The 24,663-nt window shown below is 51.8% G+C and carries 26 protein-coding genes, 1 tRNA gene and 1 pseudogene; 14 read left to right on the forward strand and 14 right to left on the reverse strand.

The genetic code is table 11. The annotated features are described in order from the left end of the window. Positions 1–16: 16 nt before the first annotated feature. The 4 genes from LG384_RS13890 to uvrY all read right to left on the reverse strand — a co-directional run bounded on the left by LG384_RS13890 (position 17) and on the right by uvrY (position 3,333). Positions 17–92: transfer RNA gene (locus tag LG384_RS13890), tRNA-Gly, on the reverse strand. Between the two features lie 151 nt (positions 93–243). Beyond that, positions 244–792: a CDP-diacylglycerol--glycerol-3-phosphate 3-phosphatidyltransferase gene (pgsA, locus tag LG384_RS13895; RefSeq protein WP_003030490.1), complete on the reverse strand. Its 549-nt coding sequence runs from the start codon at positions 790–792 to the stop codon at positions 244–246. A gap of 55 nt (positions 793–847) precedes the next feature. After that, positions 848–2,680, reverse strand: a complete 1,833-nt coding sequence (uvrC, locus tag LG384_RS13900) for an excinuclease ABC subunit UvrC (RefSeq protein ID WP_045444271.1) — start codon at positions 2,678–2,680, stop codon at positions 848–850. Then, positions 2,677–3,333, reverse strand: coding sequence for a UvrY/SirA/GacA family response regulator transcription factor (uvrY, locus tag LG384_RS13905; RefSeq protein ID WP_003834023.1), 657 nt, complete (start codon positions 3,331–3,333; stop codon positions 2,677–2,679). Before uvrY ends, uvrC begins: the two co-directional genes overlap by 4 nt. Positions 3,334–3,685: 352 nt before the next feature. Here uvrY and LG384_RS13910 point away from each other — a divergent pair. Both LG384_RS13910 and LG384_RS13915 read left to right on the forward strand, forming a co-directional pair. After that, positions 3,686–3,796: pseudogene (locus tag LG384_RS13910) on the forward strand (hypothetical protein); the annotation flags it as partial. Beyond that, positions 3,793–4,017, forward strand: coding sequence for a DUF2594 family protein (locus LG384_RS13915; RefSeq protein WP_045444275.1), 225 nt, complete (start codon positions 3,793–3,795; stop codon positions 4,015–4,017). The pseudogene LG384_RS13910 and the gene LG384_RS13915, both read left to right, overlap by 4 nt. A gap of 67 nt (positions 4,018–4,084) precedes the next feature. Here the strand turns inward: LG384_RS13915 and sdiA are convergent, their stop codons facing one another. From sdiA to LG384_RS13955, 8 genes are all read right to left on the reverse strand, one after another. Further along, on the reverse strand, positions 4,085–4,807 hold the full coding sequence (gene sdiA / locus LG384_RS13920; RefSeq protein WP_045444278.1) for a transcriptional regulator SdiA: 723 nt from the start codon (positions 4,805–4,807) through the stop codon (positions 4,085–4,087). 226 nt (positions 4,808–5,033) lie between these two features. Beyond that, positions 5,034–5,786, reverse strand: a complete 753-nt coding sequence (tcyN, locus tag LG384_RS13925; RefSeq protein WP_045444281.1) for an L-cystine ABC transporter ATP-binding protein TcyN — start codon at positions 5,784–5,786, stop codon at positions 5,034–5,036. After that, a complete protein-coding gene (gene tcyL / locus LG384_RS13930) occupies positions 5,783–6,451 on the reverse strand; it encodes a cystine ABC transporter permease (protein WP_045444284.1) in 669 nt (222 codons plus the stop codon). The genes tcyN and tcyL overlap by 4 nt, the downstream gene beginning before the upstream one ends. Before the next feature lie 21 nt (positions 6,452–6,472). Next, the gene (gene dcyD / locus LG384_RS13935) at positions 6,473–7,459 is read right to left on the reverse strand and encodes a D-cysteine desulfhydrase (protein ID WP_225761097.1); all 987 of its coding nucleotides are present in this window, start codon (positions 7,457–7,459) and stop codon (positions 6,473–6,475) included. Positions 7,460–7,625: 166 nt separating this feature from the next. Further along, positions 7,626–8,426, reverse strand: coding sequence for a cystine ABC transporter substrate-binding protein (gene tcyJ, locus LG384_RS13940; protein WP_045444291.1), 801 nt, complete (start codon positions 8,424–8,426; stop codon positions 7,626–7,628). Between the two features lie 100 nt (positions 8,427–8,526). Continuing rightward, complete coding sequence (gene fliZ / locus LG384_RS13945) at positions 8,527–9,078, reverse strand: flagella biosynthesis regulatory protein FliZ (RefSeq protein ID WP_045444294.1); 552 nt, start codon at positions 9,076–9,078, stop codon at positions 8,527–8,529. A 55-nt stretch (positions 9,079–9,133) separates the two neighbouring features. Next, a complete protein-coding gene (locus tag LG384_RS13950) occupies positions 9,134–9,853 on the reverse strand; it encodes an RNA polymerase sigma factor FliA (RefSeq protein WP_225761098.1) in 720 nt (239 codons plus the stop codon). A gap of 162 nt (positions 9,854–10,015) precedes the next feature. Further along, a complete protein-coding gene (locus LG384_RS13955; protein ID WP_225761099.1) occupies positions 10,016–11,527 on the reverse strand; it encodes a FliC/FljB family flagellin in 1,512 nt (503 codons plus the stop codon). A gap of 255 nt (positions 11,528–11,782) precedes the next feature. Here LG384_RS13955 and fliD point away from each other — a divergent pair, with 255 nt between their 5' ends. The 4 genes from fliD to amyA all read left to right on the forward strand — a co-directional run bounded on the left by fliD (position 11,783) and on the right by amyA (position 15,536). Beyond that, entirely contained in the window at positions 11,783–13,186 is a 1,404-nt protein-coding gene (gene fliD, locus LG384_RS13960; RefSeq protein WP_048221229.1) for a flagellar filament capping protein FliD, read from the forward strand. Between the two features lie 15 nt (positions 13,187–13,201). Beyond that, positions 13,202–13,609: a flagellar export chaperone FliS gene (fliS, locus tag LG384_RS13965; RefSeq protein ID WP_045444306.1), complete on the forward strand. Its 408-nt coding sequence runs from the start codon at positions 13,202–13,204 to the stop codon at positions 13,607–13,609. Continuing rightward, positions 13,609–13,977 carry a flagella biosynthesis regulatory protein FliT gene (gene fliT, locus LG384_RS13970; RefSeq protein WP_045444309.1) on the forward strand — a complete coding sequence of 123 codons (369 nt, stop codon included), beginning with the start codon at positions 13,609–13,611 and terminating at the stop codon, positions 13,975–13,977. Before fliS ends, fliT begins: the two co-directional genes overlap by 1 nt. Before the next feature lie 71 nt (positions 13,978–14,048). Continuing rightward, positions 14,049–15,536 (forward strand): alpha-amylase, encoded by a 1,488-nt coding sequence (gene amyA, locus LG384_RS13975; protein WP_225761100.1) that lies wholly within the window; start codon positions 14,049–14,051, stop codon positions 15,534–15,536. A gap of 39 nt (positions 15,537–15,575) precedes the next feature. On the opposite strand, the gene yedD is transcribed toward amyA, so the two are convergent. Next, on the reverse strand, positions 15,576–15,989 hold the full coding sequence (yedD, locus tag LG384_RS13980; protein ID WP_045444315.1) for a lipoprotein YedD: 414 nt from the start codon (positions 15,987–15,989) through the stop codon (positions 15,576–15,578). 185 nt (positions 15,990–16,174) lie between these two features. Between yedD and yedE the strand changes: the two genes are divergently transcribed. Continuing rightward, complete coding sequence (gene yedE, locus LG384_RS13985) at positions 16,175–17,380, forward strand: selenium metabolism membrane protein YedE/FdhT (RefSeq protein ID WP_225761101.1); 1,206 nt, start codon at positions 16,175–16,177, stop codon at positions 17,378–17,380. Further along, positions 17,377–17,610 (forward strand): sulfurtransferase-like selenium metabolism protein YedF, encoded by a 234-nt coding sequence (yedF, locus tag LG384_RS13990; protein WP_000790504.1) that lies wholly within the window; start codon positions 17,377–17,379, stop codon positions 17,608–17,610. Before yedE ends, yedF begins: the two co-directional genes overlap by 4 nt. A gap of 45 nt (positions 17,611–17,655) precedes the next feature. On the opposite strand, the gene fliE is transcribed toward yedF, so the two are convergent. Beyond that, the gene (gene fliE, locus LG384_RS13995; protein ID WP_045444321.1) at positions 17,656–17,970 is read right to left on the reverse strand and encodes a flagellar hook-basal body complex protein FliE; all 315 of its coding nucleotides are present in this window, start codon (positions 17,968–17,970) and stop codon (positions 17,656–17,658) included. A 216-nt stretch (positions 17,971–18,186) separates the two neighbouring features. On the opposite strand from fliE, the gene fliF reads away from it, so the two are divergent. The 6 genes from fliF to fliK are packed head-to-tail and all read left to right on the forward strand — an operon-like array spanning position 18,187 to position 24,600. Beyond that, positions 18,187–19,866, forward strand: coding sequence for a flagellar basal-body MS-ring/collar protein FliF (fliF, locus tag LG384_RS14000; protein ID WP_045444324.1), 1,680 nt, complete (start codon positions 18,187–18,189; stop codon positions 19,864–19,866). After that, complete coding sequence (fliG, locus tag LG384_RS14005; RefSeq protein WP_045444327.1) at positions 19,859–20,854, forward strand: flagellar motor switch protein FliG; 996 nt, start codon at positions 19,859–19,861, stop codon at positions 20,852–20,854. Before fliF ends, fliG begins: the two co-directional genes overlap by 8 nt. Then, the gene (gene fliH, locus LG384_RS14010) at positions 20,847–21,554 is read left to right on the forward strand and encodes a flagellar assembly protein FliH (RefSeq protein WP_045444329.1); all 708 of its coding nucleotides are present in this window, start codon (positions 20,847–20,849) and stop codon (positions 21,552–21,554) included. Before fliG ends, fliH begins: the two co-directional genes overlap by 8 nt. Beyond that, positions 21,554–22,924: a flagellar protein export ATPase FliI gene (gene fliI / locus LG384_RS14015; RefSeq protein ID WP_045444331.1), complete on the forward strand. Its 1,371-nt coding sequence runs from the start codon at positions 21,554–21,556 to the stop codon at positions 22,922–22,924. Before fliH ends, fliI begins: the two co-directional genes overlap by 1 nt. A gap of 21 nt (positions 22,925–22,945) precedes the next feature. Further along, positions 22,946–23,389 carry a flagellar export protein FliJ gene (gene fliJ / locus LG384_RS14020; protein ID WP_045444334.1) on the forward strand — a complete coding sequence of 148 codons (444 nt, stop codon included), beginning with the start codon at positions 22,946–22,948 and terminating at the stop codon, positions 23,387–23,389. Further along, a complete protein-coding gene (gene fliK, locus LG384_RS14025) occupies positions 23,386–24,600 on the forward strand; it encodes a flagellar hook length control protein FliK (RefSeq protein WP_225761102.1) in 1,215 nt (404 codons plus the stop codon). The genes fliJ and fliK overlap by 4 nt, the downstream gene beginning before the upstream one ends. Positions 24,601–24,663: the final 63 nt, after the last annotated feature.

Here is a 24,663-nt window from a genome sequence, read left to right on the forward strand (position 1 = left end):
GCCGATGTTTAAAATTTGGAGCGGGAAACGAGACTCGAACTCGCGACCCCGACCTTGGCAAGGTCGTGCTCTACCAACTGAGCTATTCCCGCATCATCAAGTAACTTTGTTAATCACTTGATTTTGCTATCGTCTGGCAATCAGTGCTGCCGTTCGATGCGTTGCATTCTACTTACCTGACGCACTGAGTCAACGATATTTTTCACCACTGACGATCGTTTGCTGAAATTTGCGGCGAAACGATCACTGATCAAGCAAATCTCCGCGTGCGGCGCTCAAATACTGGAACATTGACCATAATGTCAGTATCGCGGCAACAAAGAAAAGTGCGATCCCGGCGTACTCAACCCAGATGTTTGGACGCCACAGTAACCAGGCCAGTGCCGCCATCTGCGACGTGGTTTTAACTTTACCGATCCAGGAAACGGCCACGCTGCTACGCTTGCCGAGTTCGGCCATCCATTCACGCAACGCAGAAATGATAATCTCACGCGCTATCATCGTGGCGGCGGGTAATGTCACCCACCAGCTGTGATAGTGCTCCGTCACCAGCACCATCGCGATAGCCACCAGCACTTTATCCGCGACCGGATCCAGGAAAGCACCAAAACGCGTGCTTTGGTTCCAGCGGCGCGCCAGAAAACCGTCAAACCAGTCGGTAACCGCCGCGATACAGAAGATAAGTGCGCAAACAAACGGAGCCCAGGTGAATGGCAGGTAAAATGCCAATACAAAGAAAGGGATCAGAATGACGCGAAACAGCGTGAGCAATGTAGGGATATTAAATTGCATATGACGGATAACTATCTGTTGTCAGTGAAATTACCCCTATGTTGCTACAGAGGGCCTAATGTTTCAACGAGTAGAAGATCTTTTCTGCCAGACCTTGCGAAATACCCGGCACTTTTGCAATTTCTTCGACACTTGCGTTACGAAGCCCTTGCAACCCGCCCATATACTTTAACAGCATCTGTCGACGTTTAGGTCCGACGCCCTCAATAGTTTCAAGCGTACTGGTGCTTTTCACCTTCGCGCGTTTTTTACGGTGTCCGCTGATGGCATGATCGTGAGACTCATCGCGAATATGCTGAATAACGTGTAGTGCTGGCGAGTCAGGCGGCAGACTGAACCCCTCTCCTTCCGGTTCAAAAAACAGCGTTTCCAGACCGGCTTTGCGATCGGCACCCTTCGCCACCCCGAGCAACAGCGGATGTTGTTTATCCCAGGGTACATCCAGCTCAGCAAAAACGGCTTTCGCCTGCCCCAGTTGACCTTTGCCGCCGTCGATCAGAATGACATCCGGGATTTTACTTTCTTCAATTGCCTTGCCGTAGCGTCGACGCAGCACCTGGTTCATCGCCGCATAATCATCGCCCGGCGTGATACCGGTGATGTTATAGCGACGATATTCCGCACGCAGCGGTCCGTTAGCATCAAAAACCACGCAGGAGGCCACCGTCTGCTCGCCCATCGTGTGGCTGATGTCAAAACACTCCATGCGTTTCACCGCAGGTAACTTCAGCACCGATGCAAGGGCCGTCAGACGCTGAGTAATGGTGGACTGCTGAGAAAGCTTTGTGGTTAGCGCCGTTGCCGCATTGGTACGAGCCAGCTTCAGATAACGCGCGCGATCTCCTCGCGGTTTCGTCTGGACATTAATTCGTCGCCCGGCCAGCTCAGATAAGGAGTCCGCCAACAGCATCTTATCGCTAAGATTAAAGTCGAGTAGGATCTCACCGGGTAAGGTGCGCATCTGGCTGCCCTGTAAATAGAACTGCCCAACAAAAGTTTCAACAACTTCGCCCAACTCTGTTCCGCCCGGAACTTTAGGGAAATAGCTGCGACTGCCCAGTACCTTACCCTGGCGAATAAACAGAACGTGTACACAAGCCATCCCGGCGTCAAATGCTACGCCGATGACGTCCAGATCATCACCGGTATTCGAAACGAACTGTTTCTCGGTCACACGGCGTACGGCCTGAATTTGGTCACGAATACGAGCAGCTTCCTCAAACTCCAGATTCTGGCTGGCTTTTTCCATCCGGGCGATCAATTGTGTCAGGACCTGATCGTCTTTGCCGGATAAGAACAACCGGACGTAATCAACCTGCTGCGCATACTCTTCTTCACTCACCAGACCTGCCACACACGGCCCAAGACAGCGGCCAATCTGGTATTGCAGGCAAGGTCTCGAACGGTTGCGGTAGACACTGTTTTCACACTGGCGAATAGGGAATATTTTCTGCAATAGCGCCAGCGTTTCACGTACCGCATAACCGTTTGGGAACGGTCCAAAGTACTCACCTTTTGCATGCTTGGCCCCACGATGCATCGCCAGGCGCGGATGAGTGTCACCACTAAGGAAAATAAAAGGATAGGATTTATCGTCACGCAGCAGCACGTTGTAGCGTGGCTGATACAACTTGATGTAGTTGTGTTCGAGCAATAATGCTTCGGTCTCGGTATGCGTCACCGTAACATCAATCTGCTGGATTTGCGCGACCAGCGCTTCAGTTTTACGTGAAGCGAGATTGCTGCGGAAATAGCTGGAAAGCCGCTTTTTCAGGTCTTTCGCTTTACCGACATAGATAACCGTCCCGGCGCTATCGTACATACGATAAACACCGGGCTGACTGGTCACGGTTTTCAGAAACGCTTTTGCATCAAACTGATCGGTCACTGGCTTGTTAATGTCTCCGCATTACACAGGCCATGGCGAATTGCCAGGTGAGTCAGTTCTACATCGCCGTGAATGTTTAATTTACTGAACATTCGATAGCGGTAACTGTTCACCGTTTTAGGACTGAGATTCAGTTGCTCTGAGATCTCATTGACCTTCTGGCCTTTGGTGATCATCAGCATAATCTGCAACTCGCGTTCAGACAAACTGGCAAACGGTGTCTCCGTTTTCTCAGGCTCAATCTGGCTAAGTGCCATCTGTTGAGCGATATCGGAGGCAATATAGCGCTGCCCGGAAAAAACCGAACGAATCGCACTAACAACTTCCTGAGGCGCGGCCCCCTTGCTGAGATACCCCGCGGCACCTGCCTGCATGACTTTTGCCGGCAACGGGTTTTCGGTATGGACTGTCAGCATAATCACTTTGATGTCAGCTGTTGAACGTGCAATTTTGCGGGTTGCTTCAAGACCGCCAATACCGGGCATATTCATGTCCATCAGCACAACGTCGACGGAGTTTGAACGGCACCATTTCACCGCATCCTCGCCGCAGCACGCTTCGCCGACAACTTTTATGCCTTTTATATCTTCAAGAATGCGTCGTATCCCTGCGCGCACCAGTTCGTGGTCATCAACAAGAAAAACGTTGATCAAAGGAATATCTCCAGAATAGGGATAACGCTACCGATAGTTAATCGGTCCTATGTTAACGGGTTTTATCTCAACTTTGAAATGTAAAAAACACCCGACTTTCGATTTTGCTCTCGTTTTTGGAAATTAGATTGTACGAAGAGTGGAAACTTCCACAGCGGACAACCTTCAGAGACAGTTATATCGGTCTGGCTGTTTCAGAATAGTGACAAAAAATTCATATTCTTACGCTGAATGATAAATAGCAAAGCAAGCTTGTAACAATAATTAACGAGTCGAATACTCGCAATATACAAAGAATGGAGAAAATATATGCACTGCAACATATTGTTTATTTTAATATCGCCAGCGGGCGTTTGCGCAAAAAACAACCTCTGATATTTTTAGCAAAGCTTATGGTATACTCCGGCGCCTTAAGATTTGCCATCGCACTTTTTCATTGAAACATAACGAGGAAAATAAATGAGTACGCCTGATTTTTCCACTGCCGAGAATAATCAAGAACTGGCTAATGAAGTCACCTGCCTGAAAGCCATGTTAACGCTGATGCTGCAGGCAATGGGACAAGCCGATGCAGGACGCGTGATTCTTAAAATGGAAAAACAGATCGCGCTGATTGAGGACGAAACACAGGCTGAGGTATTCTCCAGCACTGTTAAGCAAATTAAACAGGCCTACCGTCAGTAATAAGAAACCGGCTGACAGCATTGCTCTCAGCCGGTTTTTGCGCCTGATACTCAGAACGACAATTTACTCAGATAAGCCCGGTTGCTGCGGCATAGCAGGCAATCTGTGTTTTGTTCGGGGCATTGAACTTCTTCTGCATATTCTTCTGATGGAAGTTAACAGTATTTTCAGAAATCGACAGAATCATCGCTATCTCTGAAGATGTTTTTCCCTCTGCGGTCCATTTCAATATTTCTTTTTCCCGCTTGCTAAAACGCATCTCCGGCGTCATGACCATGTCATCTTCCAGTCGAGTTAGAACTGACAGACTTTCCCGTATTAGCAGTTGCATCCTTAGTTCCACCTCATCCTGCTCAAAGCTGCTATTACGCACGCTCGCACGCGACACAGACAGGAAGCCCAAAGCCCGATTCGGCAACATTAAGCACTGGGTAATCCCCTTACGTAATCCGTGATTACGCGCCGCATCCCACAGTGGTTGGGCATCGCGGAACAACGTGTCATTCCAGGGCAGATGGCCCTGACTGAAATTTTCAGGCTTCAGCACCGGATCAATAGCGAAATAATTTTCGGATTGATAATGCGCCACCCATGCTTTGGGATACGTCGTATGAAGTGCCGTTTTAGGCCGGGTAAATGGTACGGGATGACGGACACAGAGCGCGTAAAAATCGAACTCCAGATGTTGCGTCTGATGTTGTAATTCATTATAGACATCCTCTGCCGTCGCCATTTCCTGAAAGCGTAACAGCATACTCCGTCGCCAGGTGAAGAAATCATGATCCTGCATACTAAGTGGTAATGCTCCTGAGATTGATAATCATCACAAATGTATGAACACGCTAACACATAAATGTATTTTATATATGCAAATTATCGGACAAGTGTGGAATTACTTGAGTATGGCTCAACAACAGGCTATTGCAGCAGAGTGGTGAGTCAATATTAAATCAATAATTATAAATAGTTATGCAGGGCACTCACCAAAACGGCTTTGGTGAGTGCTGTGGCACTATTTATTGCATCAGAAATTTTTCAAGAAACTGGCGAGTACGAGGTTGCTGAGGATCGGTAAATAAAGCCTTTGCGGGTCCCTGCTCCACTATCCGTCCTTGATCCATAAATATCGCCCGGTCGGCAACATCACGTGCAAAGCTCATTTCATGCGTCACAATAACCATGGTGCGTTTTTCCAGCGCCAACTGACGAATGGTGCTCAGTACCTCGCCAACCAGTTCCGGATCAAGCGCGGACGTTGGCTCATCAAAGAGGATCACTTCCGGACGCATCGCCAGCGCCCGGGCAATAGCCACGCGCTGCTGCTGTCCGCCAGATAAACGCCGTGGATAACTGGTTTCTTTACCCGCAAGCCCTACCTTCGCCAGCAGTTCACGCGCACGGGCTGTCGCTTCATCCTTCGCCTCACCTTTGACAATAACCGGCCCTTCAATAATGTTCTCCAGCACCGTACGATGCGGAAACAAATTAAAGTTCTGGAACACGAAGCCCACGTGCTGACGCAACTGACGGATTAATCCCTTTTGCTGATTCAGGGAGCGTGCGGTATCAATAGTAATGTCACCAACTTTGATCGTGCCCGCCTCCGGTTGCTCGAGCAAATTAATGCTACGCAACAGGGTGGTTTTCCCCGAGCCGCTCGGCCCGATAATTGCCACGACTTCACCGGGTTTAACATCCAGATCGATACCGTGTAGCACCGTTTGCCCGTGAAATTTTTTCACCAGGTTTCTGACTTCGATAGCACTCATTTCGGCTCTCTCTCCTGGCGGTTTAGCTGCTCTTCAAAATAGTTCTGCAGTGCGGAAAGCACCGTCGCCATCACCCAGTAAATCAGCGAGGCCGCCAGATACATGGTGAACACCTCCAGCGTACGCGAAGTAATCAGTTGTGCCTGACGGAACAGTTCCGGTACCTGAATCGTCGCGGCCAGTGAAGTGTCTTTCACCAGGCTGATAAAGCTGTTACTCAGCGGCGGCAAAGCTACGCGCGCAGCCTGTGGCAGGATCGCCCTGCGCATTGTCTGCCACGGCGTCATACCAATACTCGCCCCGGCCTCCCACTGGCCTTTGTCGATGGAGGAGATTGCCGCGCGCAGCGTTTCCGCCGCGTAAGCCGCCGTATTCAGCGACAGACCAATCATCGCCGCCGGGACAGGATCCAGTTCAATGCCAAACTGCGGCAGGCCGTAATAGATCATGAACAGCTGGGCTATCAGCGGGGTTCCGCGAAAAATAGAAATGTAAAAGCGCGCCAGCCAGCGGACAGGTAACAGCGGCGACAGGCGCATCAGTGCGAGGATAAACCCCAGCACCAGCCCGAAAAACATCCCGCCAATACTCAGCTGAAGCGTAAATACCGCACCTTTCAGCAGATATGGCAGCGAATCAATCACCAGTTGGATACTTTCTTGCATTAGCGTTTTTCTACCTTGCCGTTACACATGAGGATGGTAGGCAAACAGCGCAGGCGCCCCACCGGTATGAATAAAGAGAATTGGCCCTTCATCTTTAAAACGTTTCTGGCTGATGCCGTCGATTAATCCTGCCATCGCTTTACCGGTATAGACCGGATCCAACAAGATACCTTCCAGACGCGCTAACAGTTTTACCGCTTCCATGCCTTCTTCATTTGGCATACCGTAGCCCGGCGCAAAATACTCATCCCACAACAGAATATCTGCCGCAGCCGTCAGTTCCAGTTCACTGGCAATAGCCTGTTGAAGTGTAACAACTTTAGGCTTTTGATCGGCTACACTGCGCGATACGGTCACCCCTATCAGCTCAACACCTGGCATCAGTTGTTCCAGGCCAACGGCCAGACCGGCATGCGTTCCCGCGCTGCCTGATGCTACCACGACAGAAGAGATCTCAACCGCGCCCTCACACTGTTGAGCAATTTCCAGCGCGCTTTCAACATAGCCCAATGCACCAAGCGCATTTGAACCGCCGACCGGGATCACATACGGACGAAACCCTTGAGCCTCAATGCGTGTCGCCAGTTCCTGGAGCTGCGCGTTCGGGTCAGTCAGCGCATCACACATTTCAATCTGGGTATTGAACAGATCTAACAGCAGGCGGTTACCGTTACTGAGATAGTTTTCAGCAGTTGTGCCAATCGGGTTTTCCAGCAGCGCCACGCAATGTAGCCCCAGCTTCGCCGCCACCGCCGCCGTCTGGCGAACGTGGTTAGACTGAATAGCGCCCGCGGTTATCAGCGTATCTGCGCCTTCACGCAGCGCGTCCGCCGCCAGAAACTCCAGCTTGCGCAGCTTATTGCCGCCCATTGCCATCGGCGTGACGTCATCACGTTTAATGAAAATATCGCGTCCGAGATAATCGGAAAAACGCGGGAGATATTCGAGCGGCGTTGGCGCGCCAATAAATTCCAGACGCGGAAAGCGCGTTAAGTTATGCAGTGGCATAGAGCCTCCGGTATTGACTCGTTGTCTTTCGGGCCGCACGTACATTGGCTGCAACCCAAAATCCATTGAGCAGACGTTGTTGTGATGTTCTTTTTATTATGCACATTAAGGCGCTGTGAAATAAAAAAAGGCGCTGTTAAAGGCGCCTTTTTTATTCGGGTGACGATTATTTCGTCACATCCGCCCCAAACCATTTCTCAGAGAGGGCTTTCAGCGTACCGTCTTTCTGCATATCCGCAATTGCTGCATCCACTGCTTTCAGCAGATCTTCGTTGCCTTTACGCAGCGCCACGCCAGACTCCTGACGGGAGAAGGCTTCACCGGTTACAGCCAGCGTGTCTTTGGTTTTCTTAACCAGATCCAACGCAGCCAGACGGTCAACCAGAATGGCGTCAATACGGCCTACGCGCAAATCCTGGTATTTAGTCGGATCGTCATCATAGGTGCGGATATCTACGCCCTGTACGTTCTGGCGCAGCCACTCTTCATAGTTGGTTCCCAGACCGACGCCAACTTTTTTACCTTTCAGATCAGCAGCGGTCTTAATAACGCCTTCATTGCCTTTTTTCACCAGCGCCTGGATACCGGAAACCGTATACGGGGTAGAGAAATCATATTTTTTCTTACGTTCGTCAGAGATGGTCACCTGGTTGATGACGACATCAATGCGCTTTGAATCAAGTGATGCCAGCATGCCATCCCATTTGGTCGGCTTCAGCGAGGCCTGAACCCCAAGGTGCTTTGCCAGTTCCTGGGCAAATTCCACCTCAAAACCGGTCAACTTGCCGTCATCACCCTGAAAACTAAACGGGGGATAGGTCCCTTCAAGACCCACCAGCAGCGTGCCGCGCTCTTTCACTTTATTTAACAGACCTTCATCCGCATAAGTCTTTACACTCATTCCGGCGACAAGTGCAACAGCCATTACACCCATCAGAGCCTGACGTCCCAGAAGTGCTAATTTCATAGTTACCCCGAATATTGTCATTAGTGACTGCTATTTATGAGCATAGTGTAAAGCGTTTGCCGTGATCCACAAACACGACTCTGTTACACCTTATTCGTTTTTAATATATATCAGAACTGGCTGTCCAGGAGGATTTCTGCATATGTCCCATATGCGTATGGGCTTTAAACTGCTCATATTTTCGCAGCGCAATGCGGTAATTGTTAGTACTGGTTTGCGGTAACCACGGGGCGAGGTTTTCGTCGAGGAATCCTTCCTGCAGCAGGTCATGGGAGATATTCTGCTCGGTCAGATGATTGCCGAGGCGACGCAGGCGAACGACATATTCGCGTACCGTACCGTGGCTCATCTCGGTTTGCTCAAACAAAAATTGTTTAAAGCCGATGATGTCAAAAAAGTCGCTTTGTTCTTTGCAATGCAAATCACCGCAAAAACGGCATAACGCCACCCACTCTTTTTTTTCCTGCTCCCAGGCGGCGTCATCCATCAGCGTATCCAGGCGGGCGATAGCGATTTTATTCACAATCTGTCCCCGGCGGACCAACGTGATCCTGTCGAGTAACTTAAAGCAATGGGCGCAATGCGTCTGGCTGTGTTTGAAATCTTTGAGGTAGCGGCTTAGAGGCCGTCTTTTTGATTGCTGCACCGTCATGATAACTCCTGGTAGTCAATACGTTATGCGGCATTGTTCAGGGGTAAAATTACCCCTAGAGCTTACCCAGTTTGGTGCGTAGACGTTTGATAGCCTGGCTGTGCAACTGACTGACCCGTGATTCGCCCACTTCCAGAACAGCACCAATCTCTTTCAGATTCAGCTCTTCCGGGTAGTACAGCGTCAACACCAGTTTCTCGCGCCCCGGCAACGCGTCAATCGCGTCCATCACGCGCTGGCGCGGGTTCCCCTCAAGAAGCTGTTGTAACGGGTTTTCCTGCTGGTGCTCTTCGGTCACCAGCTCAATACTATCGCCATGCTCTTCCCGCCACTCATCGTATGAGAAGAGTTGGCTGTTATTGGTATCAAGCAACATCTGACGATACTCTTGCACAGGAATAGCCAGACGCTCCGCCACTTCGGTTTCCGTCGCGTTGCGCCCTAATTCCTGCTCCAGTTGCCCCATCGCCTGTGCCACTTCGCGAGCATTGCGCCGGACACTACGCGGCACCCAATCCCGGCTGCGTAGTTCGTCCAGCATAGCTCCACGAATACGCTGCACTGCGTAAGTGGTAAATGCCGTTCCTTGCAAAGCGTCATATCGGTCAACTGCATTCAATAACCCGATGCCGCCCGCTTGTAGCAGGTCATCCAGTTCTACGCTCGCCGGCAAGCGCACCTGAAGGCGCAATGCTTCGTGACGCACCAACGGTACATAACGCTGCCACAGCGAGTGTTTATCCATTACACCTTCAGCGGTATACAGTGAATTCACGATAAACAGCCCTGCGTTAAATGAGTTATCGGCATGATTATCCGTTTCTGCAGGGGTTTTAATCGGGTGAATAGTGGGTGAAATGAGGGGTTATTTGGGGGTTACGGGTAAAGCTGAATGTAAAAAACCCCGCCGTAGCGGGGTTTGCGCGATAAGTGTAAATTAACGCAGCAGAGACAGAACGTTCTGCGTGGTCTGGTTAGCCTGAGCCAGAACAGAAGTACCTGCCTGTTGCAGAATGTTTGCACGAGACATGTTGGACACTTCGGTCGCGTAGTCAGCATCTTCGATACGGCTACGAGCTTCAGACAGGTTGTTTACGGTGTTACCCAGGTTGGTGATGGTAGAGTTGAAACGGTTCTGTACCGCACCCAGGTCGGAACGCAGGTCAGCAACTTTCGCCAGCGCCGCGTCAATTTTCGCCAGCGGGCTATCGGTAGTTGCAGTAGCTGCTTCAGACAGTTTAGGTTCTGCCTGGAAGTTGTGACCTTTTGCTTTAGCAGCCGTGTAGGTTTTACCGGCAATTTCTACCAGCTCAGTTTTACCGTCAACACCACCCAGTTGGTTGACTGCTGTTGCAGTTTTACCAGAAGCATCAGTATAAGAAGTCGTCTTAAGTTCTACTTTATTATCGGTGTAATTTGCTGCGTATCTTTTTCCACCGACTTCTAACGCATAACCACCATCAATAGTCTTATTATTTGAATCGGTATAAGACATTTTGACTAGTTTAGCACCTGTAGTATCAATGCCTGCATCAGTCAGAGGTTTAAGTTCAGCAGCAGATACAGTTACTGGGTTACCAATTTGCTCCTGTTTAACTTTTGTCGCGGTGGTATCACCGGTAACACCTGTAACTTTTGCTGCACCACCAGCTAATGTCACATTGCCGCTGTCATCAACGGTAACTGCATATTTACCGTTTTTAGTGGTAGGACCGGTTTCTGAGTCACCAGAAACGTCAGCATAATATTGACCATCTTTGAACGTAATAGTAGCAGAATAAGTATCAGTACCTGGAACCTTTGGATCGCCAAGAGCTGTTTTAATTGCAGTCGGATCAAGTGTCTTGACATCCGTTGTAGTATCAACATAGCTTTTCGTTGTACCAGTGGTCACAGCCGTTGCTTTTACATCGTATGCTTTCTGGACGTTCAGTGAATCCAGGCCTAACGTTTTGGCGTTAATTTCTTTCAGGTTGATATCGATGGTTTCGCCATCGTTGGCACCGACCTGGATGGTCAGGGTGTTGTCTTTCGCCAGTACTTTCACGCCGTTGAACTGGGTCTGACCGGATACGCGGTCGATTTCGTTCAGACGCTGAGTGATTTCAGCCTGGATGGAGTCGAGGTCAGACTGGGAGTTGGTACCAGTAGAAGACTGAACCGCCAGCTCACGAACACGCTGCAGGTTGTTGTTGATTTCAGACAGAGAACCTTCGGTGGTCTGCGCGATGGAGATACCATCGTTGGCGTTACGGGACGCCTGAGTCAGACCTTTGATGTTAGATGTGAAGCGGTTAGCGATCGCCTGACCAGCAGCATCGTCTTTCGCGCTGTTGATACGCAGACCGGAAGACAGACGCTCGATAGCGGAGCTCAGGGAAGACTGAGATTTGTTCAGGTTATTCTGGGTCAACAGCGACAGGCTGTTTGTATTGATGACTTGTGCCATGATCTTTTCCTTATCAATTACAACTTGATGTTATTGGGCTGTTGCCCACGGTTTCTCACCGTAACCCATGTATCGGCACGTTAATTTCGAACTTTAGAAAATTTTCACTTTCCGCCCTCTTTTTTCTTAGCCCCTGAAATACCCTCTTTAATTGCCACTATTCTGCGCATTATTTTTGCAAAACTATTATTAAACTTTGCGCGCAGATTGCCGATAAAGCGCTTAACTACTGTTTGCAATCACAAGGAATTAGGCATGCCTTCATTTACATCACTGGGCGTTGGTTCGAACTTACCGCTGGATACATTGCTGACAAACTTAACGACGGCTGAGAAAAAGCGCTTAACGCCTATTACCCAGCAACAGAGCGCTAACACCTCGCGTCTTACCGCTTACGGCACGCTAAAAAGTGCATTAGAAAAATTTCAGACGGCGAATACCGCACTAAACAGCGCCGATCTGTTTAAAAGCACCACAGCCACCAGCAGCACAGAAGATTTAAAAGTCAGCACCAGCGCAGGTGCGGCTCCGGGTAAATATACCGTTAGCGTGACCCAACTGGCACAAGCGCAGTCGTTATCGACTACGTCAAAAATTACCTCTACCAAAGAACAGTTGGGCGATACCAGCGTTGATGAGCGCACTATTACGATCTCACAACCAGGCCGTAAAGAACCGCTGGAAATCAAGTTAGGCAAAGGCGAAACCTCTCTCGAAGATATCCGGGATGCCATTAACGATGCTGACAGTGGCATTTCTGCAAGCCTGGTAAAAGTGAAAGATGACGATTACCAGTTGGTATTAACCGCAGAGAGCGGCACCGAAAGCGAAATGACGATCTCGGTGTCGAATGATACGAAACTGAACGATTTACTGTCTTATGACAGCAAAGCCGGCAGCGGGAAGATGAAACAACTGGTCGGTGCGCAAAATGCACAGTTGACCGTCAACGGCATCGATATTGAACGTCAAAGCAATACCGTAACCGACGCACCGCAAGGCATCACGCTTGAGCTGACCAAAGAAATCAAAGATGCTTCCATCACTGTCACAAAAAGTGATGAAAAGGCCACTGCCGCAATTAAGACCTGGGTGGATGCCTATAACTCGCTGGTCGATACCTTTGGCACGCTGACTAAATATAAAGAAGTTGAACCGGGTGAAGCAGCAAGTACGGATAACGGCGCACTGTTGGGTGACAGTGTTTTACGTACTATCCAAAACGGTATTCGTGCTCCATTTGCGAACAGTGGCAGCGAATCCCCGTTTAAAACCATGTCTGAGATTGGTATTACTCAGGACGGCGGCACCGGTAAGCTAAAAATTGATGAAGAGAAGCTGGCTAAAGCGCTGAAAGATAACACAGCAGCCACCCGCGAACTGCTGGTTGGCGATGGCAAAGAAACGGGGATTACCACCAAGATTGCCACTGAAGTAAAAAGCTATCTGGCTGATGACGGCATTATCGACAATGCGCAGGACAATATTAACGCCAATCTGAAACTGCTGACTAAGCAGTATCTGACTGTAAGTAATAGCATTGACGAAGTCGTGGCACGCTATAAAGCGCAGTTTACGCAACTGGACTCAATGATGAGCAAACTGAACAGCACCAGTACTTATCTGGGTCAACAATTTTCAGCGATGAATAATTCCTGATAACACGAGGTAAGCATGTATACCGCGAGCGGTACCAAAGCCTATGCACAGGTCAGTGTGGAGAGCGCCGTGATGAGCGCCAGTCCGCATCAGCTGATCGAAATGTTGTTTGATGGCGCGCACAGCGCCCTGGTGCGCGCTCGCCTGTTTATGCAGCAGGGTGATATCGTTGCCAAAGGTGAAGCATTGAGCAAGGCGATCAATATTATCGACAATGGCCTGAAGGCAGGCCTGGACCATGAAAAAGGTGGGGAGCTCGCAACCCATCTGTCATCACTTTATGACTATATGGTTCGTCGTTTGTTGCACGCAAATCTGAACAATGATTGCCAGGCCATTGAAGAAGTCGAAGCATTGCTCGGCAATATTGCGGAAGCCTGGAAACAGATCTCACCCAACGCGTCGTCCCAGGAGTCCCGTTAATGACCTCAGCCGTGGAGTTTATCAACCGTTGGCAGCGCATCGCGCTACTCAGTCACTCGCTGCTGGAACTGGCGCAGCGCGGTGAATGGGACCTTTTACTGGAACAGGAAGTTAGCTATCTGCAAAGTATTGAAGTGGTCATGGAAGAAAAAACTCCACCAGGCATTACGCGAAGCGTTCAGGATCTGGTTGCCGGGTATATTAAACAGACGCTGGATAACGAACAGTTACTCAAAGCATTGCTGCAACAGCGGCTGGATGAACTCAGCGGTCTGATCGGTCAGTCAACCCGTCAGAAGACGCTGAATAACGCCTATGGTCGTCTTTCTGGCATGCTGCTGGTTCCCGACGCTCCAACCACCCCATAATAATTTCCCGTCTCGCCTGAATAATCTTCCATACTCCAGAGGTCGGCCAATCGACTTCTGGAGCACGGAAGATGAAAAATCCCACGTTATTGCAGTACTTCCACTGGTATTACCCTGATGGTGGTCACCTGTGGTCCGAACTTGCCGCACGCGCTGGCGGACTCAATGATATCGGCATCAATATGGTATGGCTTCCGCCCGCCTATAAAGGCGCTTCAGGCGGGTATTCTGTCGGTTACGACTCTTACGATCTGTTTGATCTGGGCGAGTTCGATCAAAAAGGCACCATCGCCACTAAATACGGCGATAAAAACCAACTGCTGGCGGCAATAGATGCGCTGAAACACAACGATATTGCCGTCCTGCTGGACGTGGTGGTAAACCACAAAATGGGCGCGGATGAGAAAGAAGCAATCCGTGTCCAGCGCGTTAACGCCGAGGACCGCACGCAAATTGACGACGAGATCGTCGAATGTGAAGGCTGGACACGCTACACCTTCCCTGCCCGCGCGGGTCAGTATTCTCAATTCATCTGGGACTTTAAATGCTTCAGCGGCATCGATCACATCGAAAACCCGACCGAGGATGGCATTTTCAAAATCGTTAATGATTACACCGGTGAAGGCTGGAACGATCAGGTTGATGATGAATTAGGCAATTTTGACTATCTGATGGGCGAGAATATCGATTTCCGTAACCATGCCGTGACCGAAGAGCTCAAATACTGGGCACGTTGGGTGATGGATCAAACACATTGTGACGGCTTTCGCCTCGATGCGGTGAAGCACATTCCAGCCTGGTTTTATAAGGAGTGGATCGAACACGTGCAAGAGGTTGCGCCAAAGCCGCTGTTTATTGTCGCTGAATACTGGTCTCACGAAGTGGACAAACTACAAACCTATATCAACCAGGTGGAGGGGAAAACCATGCTTTTCGATGCCCCTTTGCAAATGAAGTTTCATGAAGCGTCCCGTCAGGGCCGCGATTATGATATGAGCCAGATATTCACCGACACGCTGGTTGAGGCCGACCCATTCCATGCGGTGACGTTAGTCGCCAATCACGATACCCAGCCGTTACAGGCGCTGGAAGCCCCCGTAGAGCCCTGGTTTAAACCGTTGGCCTACGCGCTGATCCTGTTGCGAGAAAATGGTGTACCGTCGGTTTTCTATCCCGATTTATACGGCGCGCACTACGAAGATACCGGAGGCGATGGCGAAACCTATCCTATCGACATGCCAATCATTGAACAGCTTGATGAGCTAATCCTGGCCCGCCAGCGCTTCGCCCATGGCATACAAACGTTGTATTTTGATCACCCCAACTGTATTGCTTTTAGCCGGAGCGGCACAGACGATGATCCGGGCTGCGTGGTAGTGCTGTCCAACGGTGATGACGGTGAAAAGACCATCGCGCTCGGCGTGAATTACGCCAATAAAATCTGGCGTGACTATCTTGGCAATCGAGAAGAAAGTGTGGTGACAGACGAAAATGGCGAGGCGACGTTTTTCTGCAATGGCGGCAGCGTTAGCGTATGGGTGATTGAAGAGGTGTTGTAATGCACAACCCCGGTGGCGCGGGCTACCGGGGCACAAAGCTTATGGCAGCGGTGTAGCCAGTGGCGTTTTCTTTAACACCTCAGCACACTCCTGCGTTGGGCGATCAACTCGTTGCAGCGTCATGCCGTCGTATTCCAGCGTATTGCCTTCGCGGTCAATTTCATACAGCTCGCGCTTCGCCGTCACGTTGGTGAGATCGCCGGAGATCATTGTCAATTTCCCCGGAACGGCAATCACCCGCTGCCACTGGCGACAATCCAGCGTATCCCCCTCTTTAGTAACCACCAGACTGGCGATGGCTTCCGGACTCACCAGCGCACGCTGCGGACCTTTTGACTGCCAGTACCCTTCCAGACCGGCGGGTGCTGGCGTTTTCACCACGTCGTTATAATTTTCTACCTCGGCGCATCCGGCAAGGGCCAGCAACGCACCAATGATTGCTAATTTTTTCATCATTCATCCTGCATGCGAAGAAAGTGGGATTGTGGCATTAAACCCCTGATGTCGCCAGCCTTTCGGGTGTGCGGATAAATATTGATCCAGGCAATAATACTTCTTATTACTAATAGTCAAAAATTCTGAACGGTGTACTATCCACAACTCTTGTTAAATACCTTCTGAGTTCAGAGGCAAAACGCATGTCATGGCAACACTTCAAACAGGCCTGGTTAATTAAATTTTGGGCCCCTGCCCCTGCGGTCATCGCGGCGGGTATTCTCTCCACTTACTATTTCGGCATTACGGGTACCTTCTGGGCCGTTACCGGTGAATTCACCCGCTGGGGTGGTCAAATCCTGCAACTGTTTGGCATTCACGCCGAAGAGTGGGGATACTACAAACTGATCCACCTCGAAGGCTCTCCGCTGACCCGCATCGACGGGATGATGATCCTCGGTATGTTCGGTGGCTGCTTTGCCGCCGCGCTGTGGGCCAACAACGTTAAATTACGCATGCCTCGTAGCCGGGTACGTATTATGCAGGCGATTATCGGTGGGATGATTGCCGGTTTCGGCGCACGTCTGGCCATGGGTTGTAACCTTGCTGCGTTTTTCACCGGTATTCCGCAGTTCTCACTGCATGCCTGGTTCTTCGCACTGGCTACGGCGATTGGTTCATGGTTCGGCGCGCGCTTTACCCTGTTACCAATGTTTCGTATTCCGGTCAAAATGCAGAAAGTGTCCGCGGCATCACCGTTAACGCAAAAACCAGAGCAGGCTCGTCGCCGCTTTCGCCTTGGTATGCTGGTGTTTATCGGCATGATCGGTTGGGCGCTGCTGACGGCAATGGATAAACCCAAGCTCGGGCTTGCCATGCTGTTCGGTGTTGGTTTTGGCCTGCTGATTGAACGGGCGCAAATCTGTTTTACCTCGGCCTTCCGCGATCTGTGGATTTCCGGGCGCACCCATATGGCAAAAGCGATCATCTTCGGGATGGCGGTCAGCGCCATCGGTATTTTCAGCTATGTACAACTGGGCGTCGAGCCGAAGATCATGTGGGCAGGTCCCAACGCAGTGATCGGTGGCTTACTGTTTGGCTTTGGGATCGTGCTGGCTGGCGGCTGTGAAACTGGCTGGATGTACCGAGCAGTTGAGGGTCAGGTGCACTACTGGTGGGTCGGTGTGGGTAACGTTATCGGCTCTACCATTCTGGCGTACTACTGGGATGACTTTGCTCCTGCACTTGCCACCAGTTGGGATAAAGTGAATCTGCTTAATACCTTTGGCCCACTCGGTGGCCTGCTGGTGACTTATCTGCTGTTGTTTGCCGCGCTGATGCTGATCATTGGCTGGGAAAAACGCTTCTTCCGCCGTGCCGGGCTGACGCCGGCTAAGGAATCCGCATGAAAAATATCGTCCCTGATTACCGCCTCGACATGGTTGGTGAACCGTGTCCATACCCGGCCGTTGCAACGCTGGAGGCGATGCCACAGTTGAAGAAAGGTGAAATTCTGGAAGTGGTGAGCGATTGCCCGCAGTCGATCAACAATATCCCACTGGATGCCCGTAATCACGGATACACAGTGCTGGATATTCAGCAGGATGGCCCAACGATTCGCTATCTGATTCAGAAGTAGATAGACACTCCCGTTGCGTCGTGCAGCGGGAGATTTTTCAGCTCACTACACCTGCATGCTCATCACTTCCTGGTACGCCGATACCAGTTTGTTTCGCACCTGAATGCCCATTTGCATTGAGACCGACGCTTTTTGCATATCGGTCATCACATCATTCAACGCAATACCGGGTTCGCCCAGAGTAAATTTTTCTGCCTGCACGCGAGAGGCAGTTTGCACATCGCTGATTCGGTCTAACGCCGCATGCAGCTGACCGGCAAAGCTCACGGTTGGCTGTGGCTGCATATCCTGCATTTTCGCTGACGTCGCCGTGGCCTGTAGCTGGCTGATGACCCCTTCAATCCCCTGTATTGCCGACATACTGATCCCCTGGATGTTTTTTTACTTAGCAGAGATTACCAGCTCGTCAATAAGATAAAGGCGCTAAATAACGATAAAAAACCTCGGTTTTTGGCGCATAGAAAAATGAGAAACCGCAAATAATGAGACCGTCAATTTTTCGAGTTTGCTGACCCGGGAGTGAGTCTTGTTCCACTTTGCAAAAAACGCCGTCCACGATAATCCACGAGGTGCGAGATGAGTGCGACAGCATCGACTGCAACCCAACTTAAACCTCTCGAGTGGTTAAATCGCCTGCGCGCGAATCCCAGAATTCCTCTGATTGTGGCGGGTGCTGCCGCCGTCGCTATTATTGTGGCGATGGTCCTGTGGGCCAAAGCGCCTGATTACCGCACACTGTTCAGCAACCTTTCCGATCAGGACGGCGGCGCAATCGTCACCCAACTGACGCAGATGAACGTTCCCTATCGTTTCACCGAGGGAAGCGGCGCTATTGAAGTCCCTGCTGATAAAGTCCATGAACTGCGTTTGCGCCTGGCGCAGCAAGGCCTGCCGAAAGGTGGCGCGGTGGGCTTTGAGCTGCTGGATCAGGAAAAATTTGGCATCAGCCAGTTTAGCGAGCAAGTGAACTACCAGCGTGCGCTGGAAGGCGAACTGGCCCGTACCATTGAAACTTTGGGACCGGTCAAACGCGCCCGTGTTCACCTGGCGATGCCAAAACCTTCGCTGTTCGTACGTGAGCAAAAATCACCTTCTGCCTCTGTCACCGTGAATCTTGAACCGGGACGGGCGCTTGATGAAGGTCAAATTAGCGCGGTAACACACCTGGTTTCCAGTGCCGTCGCGGGTTTGCCGCCTGGCAACGTCACGCTGGTCGATCAGGCGGGTCATCTGTTAACCCAGTCGAATACCAGCAGCCGCGATCTGAACGATGCGCAGTTGAAATATGCCAGCGATGTTGAAAGTCGTGTTCAGCGTCGCATTGAATCGATCCTGTCCCCTATCGTCGGTAACGGTAACGTCCACGCGCAGGTTACCGCACAGCTGGATTTTGCCAGCAAAGAGCAAACCGAAGAGCAGTACAGTCCGAACGGCGATGAGTCGCAGGCGGTACTGCGTTCACGTCAGTTGAACGTCAGCGAGCAGATAGGTAGTGGGTATCCTGGCGGAGTTCCAGGAGCGTTGTCTAATCAGCCAGCCCCGGCTAATACCGCACCAATCGCTACGCCACCGGCTAATCAGCAAAATGCACAGAATGCACAAACGACGCAGACGGCCAATAACGCCAACACTAGCCCGCGTAATACCCAGCGCAATGAGACCAGCAACTACGAAGTCGACCGTACCATTCGTCACACCAAGATGAATGTGGGCGATGTGCAACGCCTCTCCGTAGCGGTCGTGGTCAACTATAAAACGTTGCCGGATGGCAAGCCCCTGCCGTTAACCGCTGATCAGATGAAACAAATTGAGGACCTGACCCGCGAAGCTATGGGCTTCTCCGATAAACGCGGCGATACCCTCAACGTGGTGAATTCACCCTTCACGGCGACAGACGAAACAGGCGGAGAATTACCGTTCTGGCAGCAGCAGTCCTTTATTGAACAGCTGATGGTTGCCGGACGTTGGTTACTGGTTCTGCTGGTTGCCTGGATCCTGTGGCGTAAAGCAGTACGTCCGCAACTCCTGCGTCGCAGCGAAGAGGCGAAAGCCGCGAACGAGCAGACGCGAGTCCGTCAGGAAACCGAAGAAGCGGTAGAAGTTCGTCTCAGCAAAGATGAGCAGACCCAGCAACGTCGTACGAACCAGCGTCTGGGTGCAGAAGTCATGAGCCAGCGTATTCGCGAAATGTCAGATAACGATCCGCGCGTCGTGGCGCTGGTCATCCGCCAGTGGATAAATAACGAACATGAGTAATCTTAGCGGCACCGATAAAAGCGTCATTTTACTGATGACCATTGGCGAAGATCGCGCGGCTGAGGTGTTTAAGCACCTTTCCACGCGCGAAGTTCAGGCACTCAGTACGGCGATGGCCAATGTCCGGCAGATCTCCAATAAGCAATTGACGGATGTACTGGCCGAGTTTGAGCAAGAAGCAGAACAGTTCGCGGCGCTGAACATCAACGCTAACGAATACCTGCGTTCTGTCCTGGTGAAAGCGCTGGGCGAAGAACGTGCCTCCAGCCTGCTGGAAGATATTCTGGAAACTCGCGATACCACCAGCGGCATTGAAACGCTCAACTTTATGGAGCCACAAAGCGCCGCCGACCTTATCCGCGACGAACACCCGCAGATCATTGCCACTATTCTGGTACACCTCAAACGTGGTCAGGCTGCCGATATTCTGGCGCTGTTTGACGAGCGTTTACGCCACGATGTGATGCTGCGTATTGCCACCTTCGGCGGCGTGCAACCTGCCGCACTGGCTGAGCTGACCGAAGTACTGAACGGCCTGCTCGACGGTCAGAACCTCAAACGCAGCAAAATGGGCGGCGTGAGAACAGCAGCAGAAATTATCAACCTGATGAAAACACAGCAGGAAGAAGCAGTTATTACCGCCGTACGCGAATTCGACGGCGAGCTGGCGCAGAAAATTATCGACGAGATGTTCCTGTTCGAAAACCTGGTGGATGTCGACGATCGCAGCATCCAGCGTCTGCTGCAGGAAGTGGATTCCGAATCGCTGTTGATCGCCCTGAAAGGTGCCGAACAGCCGCTGCGCGAGAAGTTCCTGCGCAATATGTCGCAGCGTGCCGCCGATATCCTGCGCGACGACCTCGCCAACCGCGGTCCGGTACGTTTGTCTCAGGTGGAAAACGAACAGAAAGCCATTCTGCTTATTGTGCGTCGCCTGGCAGAAACCGGCGAAATGGTGATCGGCAGCGGCGAGGATACCTATGTCTAACGAACTGCCATGGAAAGTCTGGACACCGGACGATCTCGCACCGCCAATGGCGGAGTTTGTACTGGCCGAACACAGCGATGATCCGCTGTCCGAAGAGGCAGAAGAGCCACAGCTATCTGCTGAGCAGCAGCTTGAACAACAGCTGGCGCAGATGCAGCTCCAGGCCCATGAGCAGGGGTATAACGCCGGTCTGGCTGAAGGTCGACAGAAAGGACATGAGCAGGGTTATCAGGATGGTTTAGCACAGGGTCTGGAACAAGGTCAGAACCAGGCCCGCGCTCAGCATGCGCCGATTCATGCCCGCATGCAGCAACTGGTGAGCGAGTTTCAAAATACGCTGGATGCGCTGGACAGCGTGATCGCCTCACGCCTGATGCAGATGGCGCTGGAGGCAGCACGTCAGGTTATTGGTCAGACACCGATTGTCGATAACGCCGCGCTGATTAAACAAATCCAGCAGTTGTTACAACAAGAGCCGCTGTTCAGCGGTAAGCCGCAGTTACGCGTACACCCGGACGATCTCCAGCGTGTAGAAGAGATGCTGGGCGCGACCCTTAGCCTGCACGGTTGGCGGCTACGCGGCGACCCTACTTTGCACCATGGCGGGTGCAAAGTGTCGGCCGACGAAGGCGATCTTGACGCCAGCGTTGCTACACGCTGGCAAGAACTTTGCCGCCTGGCAGCACCAGGAGTCGTGTAATGACAACGCGCCTGACTCGCTGGCTCAATACGCTGGATAACTTCGAAGAGAAAATGTCGCTGCTACCGTCTGTGCGTCGCTACGGACGCCTGACCCGTGCAACGGGGCTGGTACTGGAGGCTACAGGCTTACAACTGCCGCTGGGCGCAACCTGCGTCATTGAGCGTCAGGAAGGTACTGAAACTCAGGAAGTTGAAAGCGAGGTAGTGGGCTTTAACGGCCAACGGCTGTTTCTGATGCCGCTCGAAGAAGTTGAAGGCGTTCTGCCCGGTGCACGCGTTTACGCGAAAAACATTGCAGGTGAAGGACTGCAAAGCGGAAAACAATTGCCGCTTGGCCCGGCCCTGTTGGGGCGTGTTCTCGACGGCAGCGGTAAACCGCTCGATGGCCTGCCCGCTCCCGATACTACGGAAACCGGTGCGTTAATCACGCCACCATTTAACCCGCTGCAACGTACCGCAATTGAACACGTGCTGGATACCGGAGTGCGCCCCATCAATGCGCTGTTAACCGTTGGACGAGGTCAGCGTATGGGGCTTTTCGCCGGTTCCGGCGTCGGTAAAAGTGTCCTGCTCGGCATGATGGCACGTTACACCCAGGCCGATGTTATCGTCGTTGGCCTGATAGGCGAACGTGGTCGCGAAGTTAAAGACTTTATCGAAAATATTCTCGGGGCTGATGGTCGCGCACGCTCCGTGGTGATTGCCGCTCCGGCGGATGTGTCCCCGCTGTTGCGTATGCAGGGTGCCGCTTATGCCACACGCATTGCCGAAGATTTTCGCGATCGCGGTCAGCACGTGCTGCTGATTATGGATTCCCTCACCCGCTACGCGATGGCGCAGCGTGAGATTGCTCTGGCTATCGGCGAACCGCCCGCGACCAAAGGCTATCCGCCATCGGTGTTTGCGAAATTGCCTGCGCTGGTGGAACGTGCCGGGAACGGTATTCACGGCGGCGGTTCAGTTACCGCATTTTATACCGTACTGACCGAGGGCGATGACCAGCAGGATCCGATAGCCGACTCCGCCCGTGCGATCCTTGACGGACACATTGTCCTGTCTCGTCATCTGGCTGAAGCTGGCCACTATCCGGCAATAGATATCGAGGCGTCAATCAGCCGCGCAATGACCGCGCTCATCAGTGAAAAACACTATGCGCGGGTGCGTAACTTTAAACAGCTACTGTCCAGTTTCCAGCGTAACCGCGATTTAGTCAGCGTGGGCGCGTATGCCAAAGGCAGCGATCCGATGCTGGATAAAGCCATCGCCTTGTGGCCGCAACTGGAAGCATTTTTACAGCAAGGCATCTTTGAACGAGCCGACTGGGAAGACTCCCTGCAGGCTTTGGATCTGATTTTCCCTGGGGTGTGATAAAGCAGGAGAACATAGGTCATGGCACAACATGGTGCGCTGGCAACGCTGAAAGACCTGGCTGAAAAAGAGGTAGATGACGCCGCGATTCTTTTGGGAGAAATGCGTCGTGGATGTCAGCAGGCGGAAGAACAGTTGAAGATGCTGATCGATTATCAGCATGAGTACCGTACCAATCTTAATAGCGATATGGGTCAGGGTATTACCAGTAACCGCTGGATTAACTACCAGCAATTTATTCAAACGCTGGAAAAAGCGATTGAACAGCATCGCCAACAGCTTAATCAGTGGACGCAGAAAGTTGACCAGGCGCTCAACAGCTGGCGCGATAAAAAGCAACGGCTTCAGGCATGGCAGACTCTGCAGGACAGACAGACCACGGCGGCCTTACTGGCTGAAAACCGACTGGATCAGAAGAAAATGGATGAATTTGCTCAGCGTGCAGCTATGAGGAAACCCGAATGATTACTTTGCCCCAACTGATCACCACCGACACCGACGTAGCCGCAGGTCTTCAGTCAGGAAAAGCGGTAGATTCACCCGAGGATTTTTTAGCTCTGCTGGCTGGCGCACTTGGCGCGGGCGACGCGCAGAGTAAAGATGCACCACTGTCCCTTGCGGATTTACAGGCGGCAGGAAGCAAACTGCAAAAGGGATTGCTGCAAATAAATGGCGACACCACGCAAACAGCAAAGCTAGCCGACCTCCTGGCACAAAAAGAGGTGCAGACAGATGCCACGCTGGGCGATTTGACTGACGCACAGCAACTGCTGTCAGCACTTACCCCGTCGCTGAAAGTCAATGCCCTGTCAACGTTGAGCAAGGCCGCCCAACAGGACGAAAAAACGACAACGCTGAGCGATGAAGATCTCGCCAAGCTGAGTGCGCTGTTCGCCATGCTGCCAGGTCAACCAGCCGTTACGCCAGCCGCTGACACACCGACTGCACCGGCCGATACCGCCCTGACCACCCTGTTACGCGGCAATGCGCACGGTGCTAATGTGGATAATACCGCGGCGCTCGCAGCAGGTGACATGAAAAAAGGTAAAACGGATACCGCAGTACACACCAGTGGCGTTGATCAGGCCAGTAATCCGACATTAACACCGTTGGCGGCTGCCGCTGCTGCCAGAACTGAGATCGAGAGCGCCCCCTCGCCAACGACCGCGAGTGTAGCAATAGCAACGCCGGTTGGCAGCCAAACACACGCGCAGCCACTGCCTACAGCCGCACCGGTATTGAGCGCGCCATTGGGTAGCCACGAATGGCAGCAATCGCTGAGCCAGCACGTTACGTTGTTCACTCGTCAGGGCCAGCAAAGCGCCGAACTGCGTCTGCATCCGCAGGATTTGGGTCAGGTACAAATTTCTCTCAAGCTCGATGACAACATGGCGCAGTTGCAAATGATGTCGCCGCATAGCCATGTTCGAGCGGCACTGGAAGCGGCATTACCGATGCTGCGCACTCAGTTGGCTGAAAGCGGGATCCAGTTGGGGCAAAGTAGCATCAGCAGCGAAAGTTTTGCCGGTCAACAGCAGTCATCTGCCCAGCAGCAACAGACTGGTCGCGCCCACGGGCAAGATCTTTTTGCCTCCGAAGATGAAGCAATGATGGCAGCACCGGCCTCGTTGCAAGCCATTGCGCGCGGTGATGGCGCAGTAGACATCTTCGCCTAACGCCAGAGGTAGCATGATTATCCGCGTCTTTTCCACGCTTTGTCGTGGACAGGACACGGGATA

Origin of the sequence: Citrobacter sp. Marseille-Q3906, from assembly GCF_916618775.1 — a bacterium.
GTDB classification, from domain to species: Bacteria; Pseudomonadota; Gammaproteobacteria; order Enterobacterales; family Enterobacteriaceae; genus Citrobacter; species Citrobacter murliniae.

What these genes read in the sequence shown, in the direction of transcription:
- fliE (WP_045444321.1), bottom strand. Translation starts at nt 17,970, where the DNA reads ATGTCGGCAATACAGGGGATTGAAGGGGTCATCAGCCAGCTACAGGCC.
- fliS (WP_045444306.1), top strand. Translation starts at nt 13,202, where the DNA reads ATGTATACCGCGAGCGGTACCAAAGCCTATGCACAGGTCAGTGTGGAG.
- tcyL (WP_045444284.1), bottom strand. Translation starts at nt 6,451, where the DNA reads ATGCAAGAAAGTATCCAACTGGTGATTGATTCGCTGCCATATCTGCTG.
- fliT (WP_045444309.1), top strand. Translation starts at nt 13,609, where the DNA reads ATGACCTCAGCCGTGGAGTTTATCAACCGTTGGCAGCGCATCGCGCTA.
- LG384_RS13915 (WP_045444275.1), top strand. Translation starts at nt 3,793, where the DNA reads ATGAGTACGCCTGATTTTTCCACTGCCGAGAATAATCAAGAACTGGCT.
- tcyJ (WP_045444291.1), bottom strand. Translation starts at nt 8,426, where the DNA reads ATGAAATTAGCACTTCTGGGACGTCAGGCTCTGATGGGTGTAATGGCT.
- fliF (WP_045444324.1), top strand. Translation starts at nt 18,187, where the DNA reads ATGAGTGCGACAGCATCGACTGCAACCCAACTTAAACCTCTCGAGTGG.
- yedF (WP_000790504.1), top strand. Translation starts at nt 17,377, where the DNA reads ATGAAAAATATCGTCCCTGATTACCGCCTCGACATGGTTGGTGAACCG.
- fliI (WP_045444331.1), top strand. Translation starts at nt 21,554, where the DNA reads ATGACAACGCGCCTGACTCGCTGGCTCAATACGCTGGATAACTTCGAA.
- fliJ (WP_045444334.1), top strand. Translation starts at nt 22,946, where the DNA reads ATGGCACAACATGGTGCGCTGGCAACGCTGAAAGACCTGGCTGAAAAA.
- amyA (WP_225761100.1), top strand. Translation starts at nt 14,049, where the DNA reads ATGAAAAATCCCACGTTATTGCAGTACTTCCACTGGTATTACCCTGAT.
- pgsA (WP_003030490.1), bottom strand. Translation starts at nt 792, where the DNA reads ATGCAATTTAATATCCCTACATTGCTCACGCTGTTTCGCGTCATTCTG.
- yedD (WP_045444315.1), bottom strand. Translation starts at nt 15,989, where the DNA reads ATGAAAAAATTAGCAATCATTGGTGCGTTGCTGGCCCTTGCCGGATGC.
- dcyD (WP_225761097.1), bottom strand. Translation starts at nt 7,459, where the DNA reads ATGCCACTGCATAACTTAACGCGCTTTCCGCGTCTGGAATTTATTGGC.
- fliG (WP_045444327.1), top strand. Translation starts at nt 19,859, where the DNA reads ATGAGTAATCTTAGCGGCACCGATAAAAGCGTCATTTTACTGATGACC.
- sdiA (WP_045444278.1), bottom strand. Translation starts at nt 4,807, where the DNA reads ATGCAGGATCATGATTTCTTCACCTGGCGACGGAGTATGCTGTTACGC.
- tcyN (WP_045444281.1), bottom strand. Translation starts at nt 5,786, where the DNA reads ATGAGTGCTATCGAAGTCAGAAACCTGGTGAAAAAATTTCACGGGCAA.
- fliZ (WP_045444294.1), bottom strand. Translation starts at nt 9,078, where the DNA reads ATGACGGTGCAGCAATCAAAAAGACGGCCTCTAAGCCGCTACCTCAAA.
- fliD (WP_048221229.1), top strand. Translation starts at nt 11,783, where the DNA reads ATGCCTTCATTTACATCACTGGGCGTTGGTTCGAACTTACCGCTGGAT.
- fliK (WP_225761102.1), top strand. Translation starts at nt 23,386, where the DNA reads ATGATTACTTTGCCCCAACTGATCACCACCGACACCGACGTAGCCGCA.
- yedE (WP_225761101.1), top strand. Translation starts at nt 16,175, where the DNA reads ATGTCATGGCAACACTTCAAACAGGCCTGGTTAATTAAATTTTGGGCC.
- fliH (WP_045444329.1), top strand. Translation starts at nt 20,847, where the DNA reads ATGTCTAACGAACTGCCATGGAAAGTCTGGACACCGGACGATCTCGCA.
- LG384_RS13955 (WP_225761099.1), bottom strand. Translation starts at nt 11,527, where the DNA reads ATGGCACAAGTCATCAATACAAACAGCCTGTCGCTGTTGACCCAGAAT.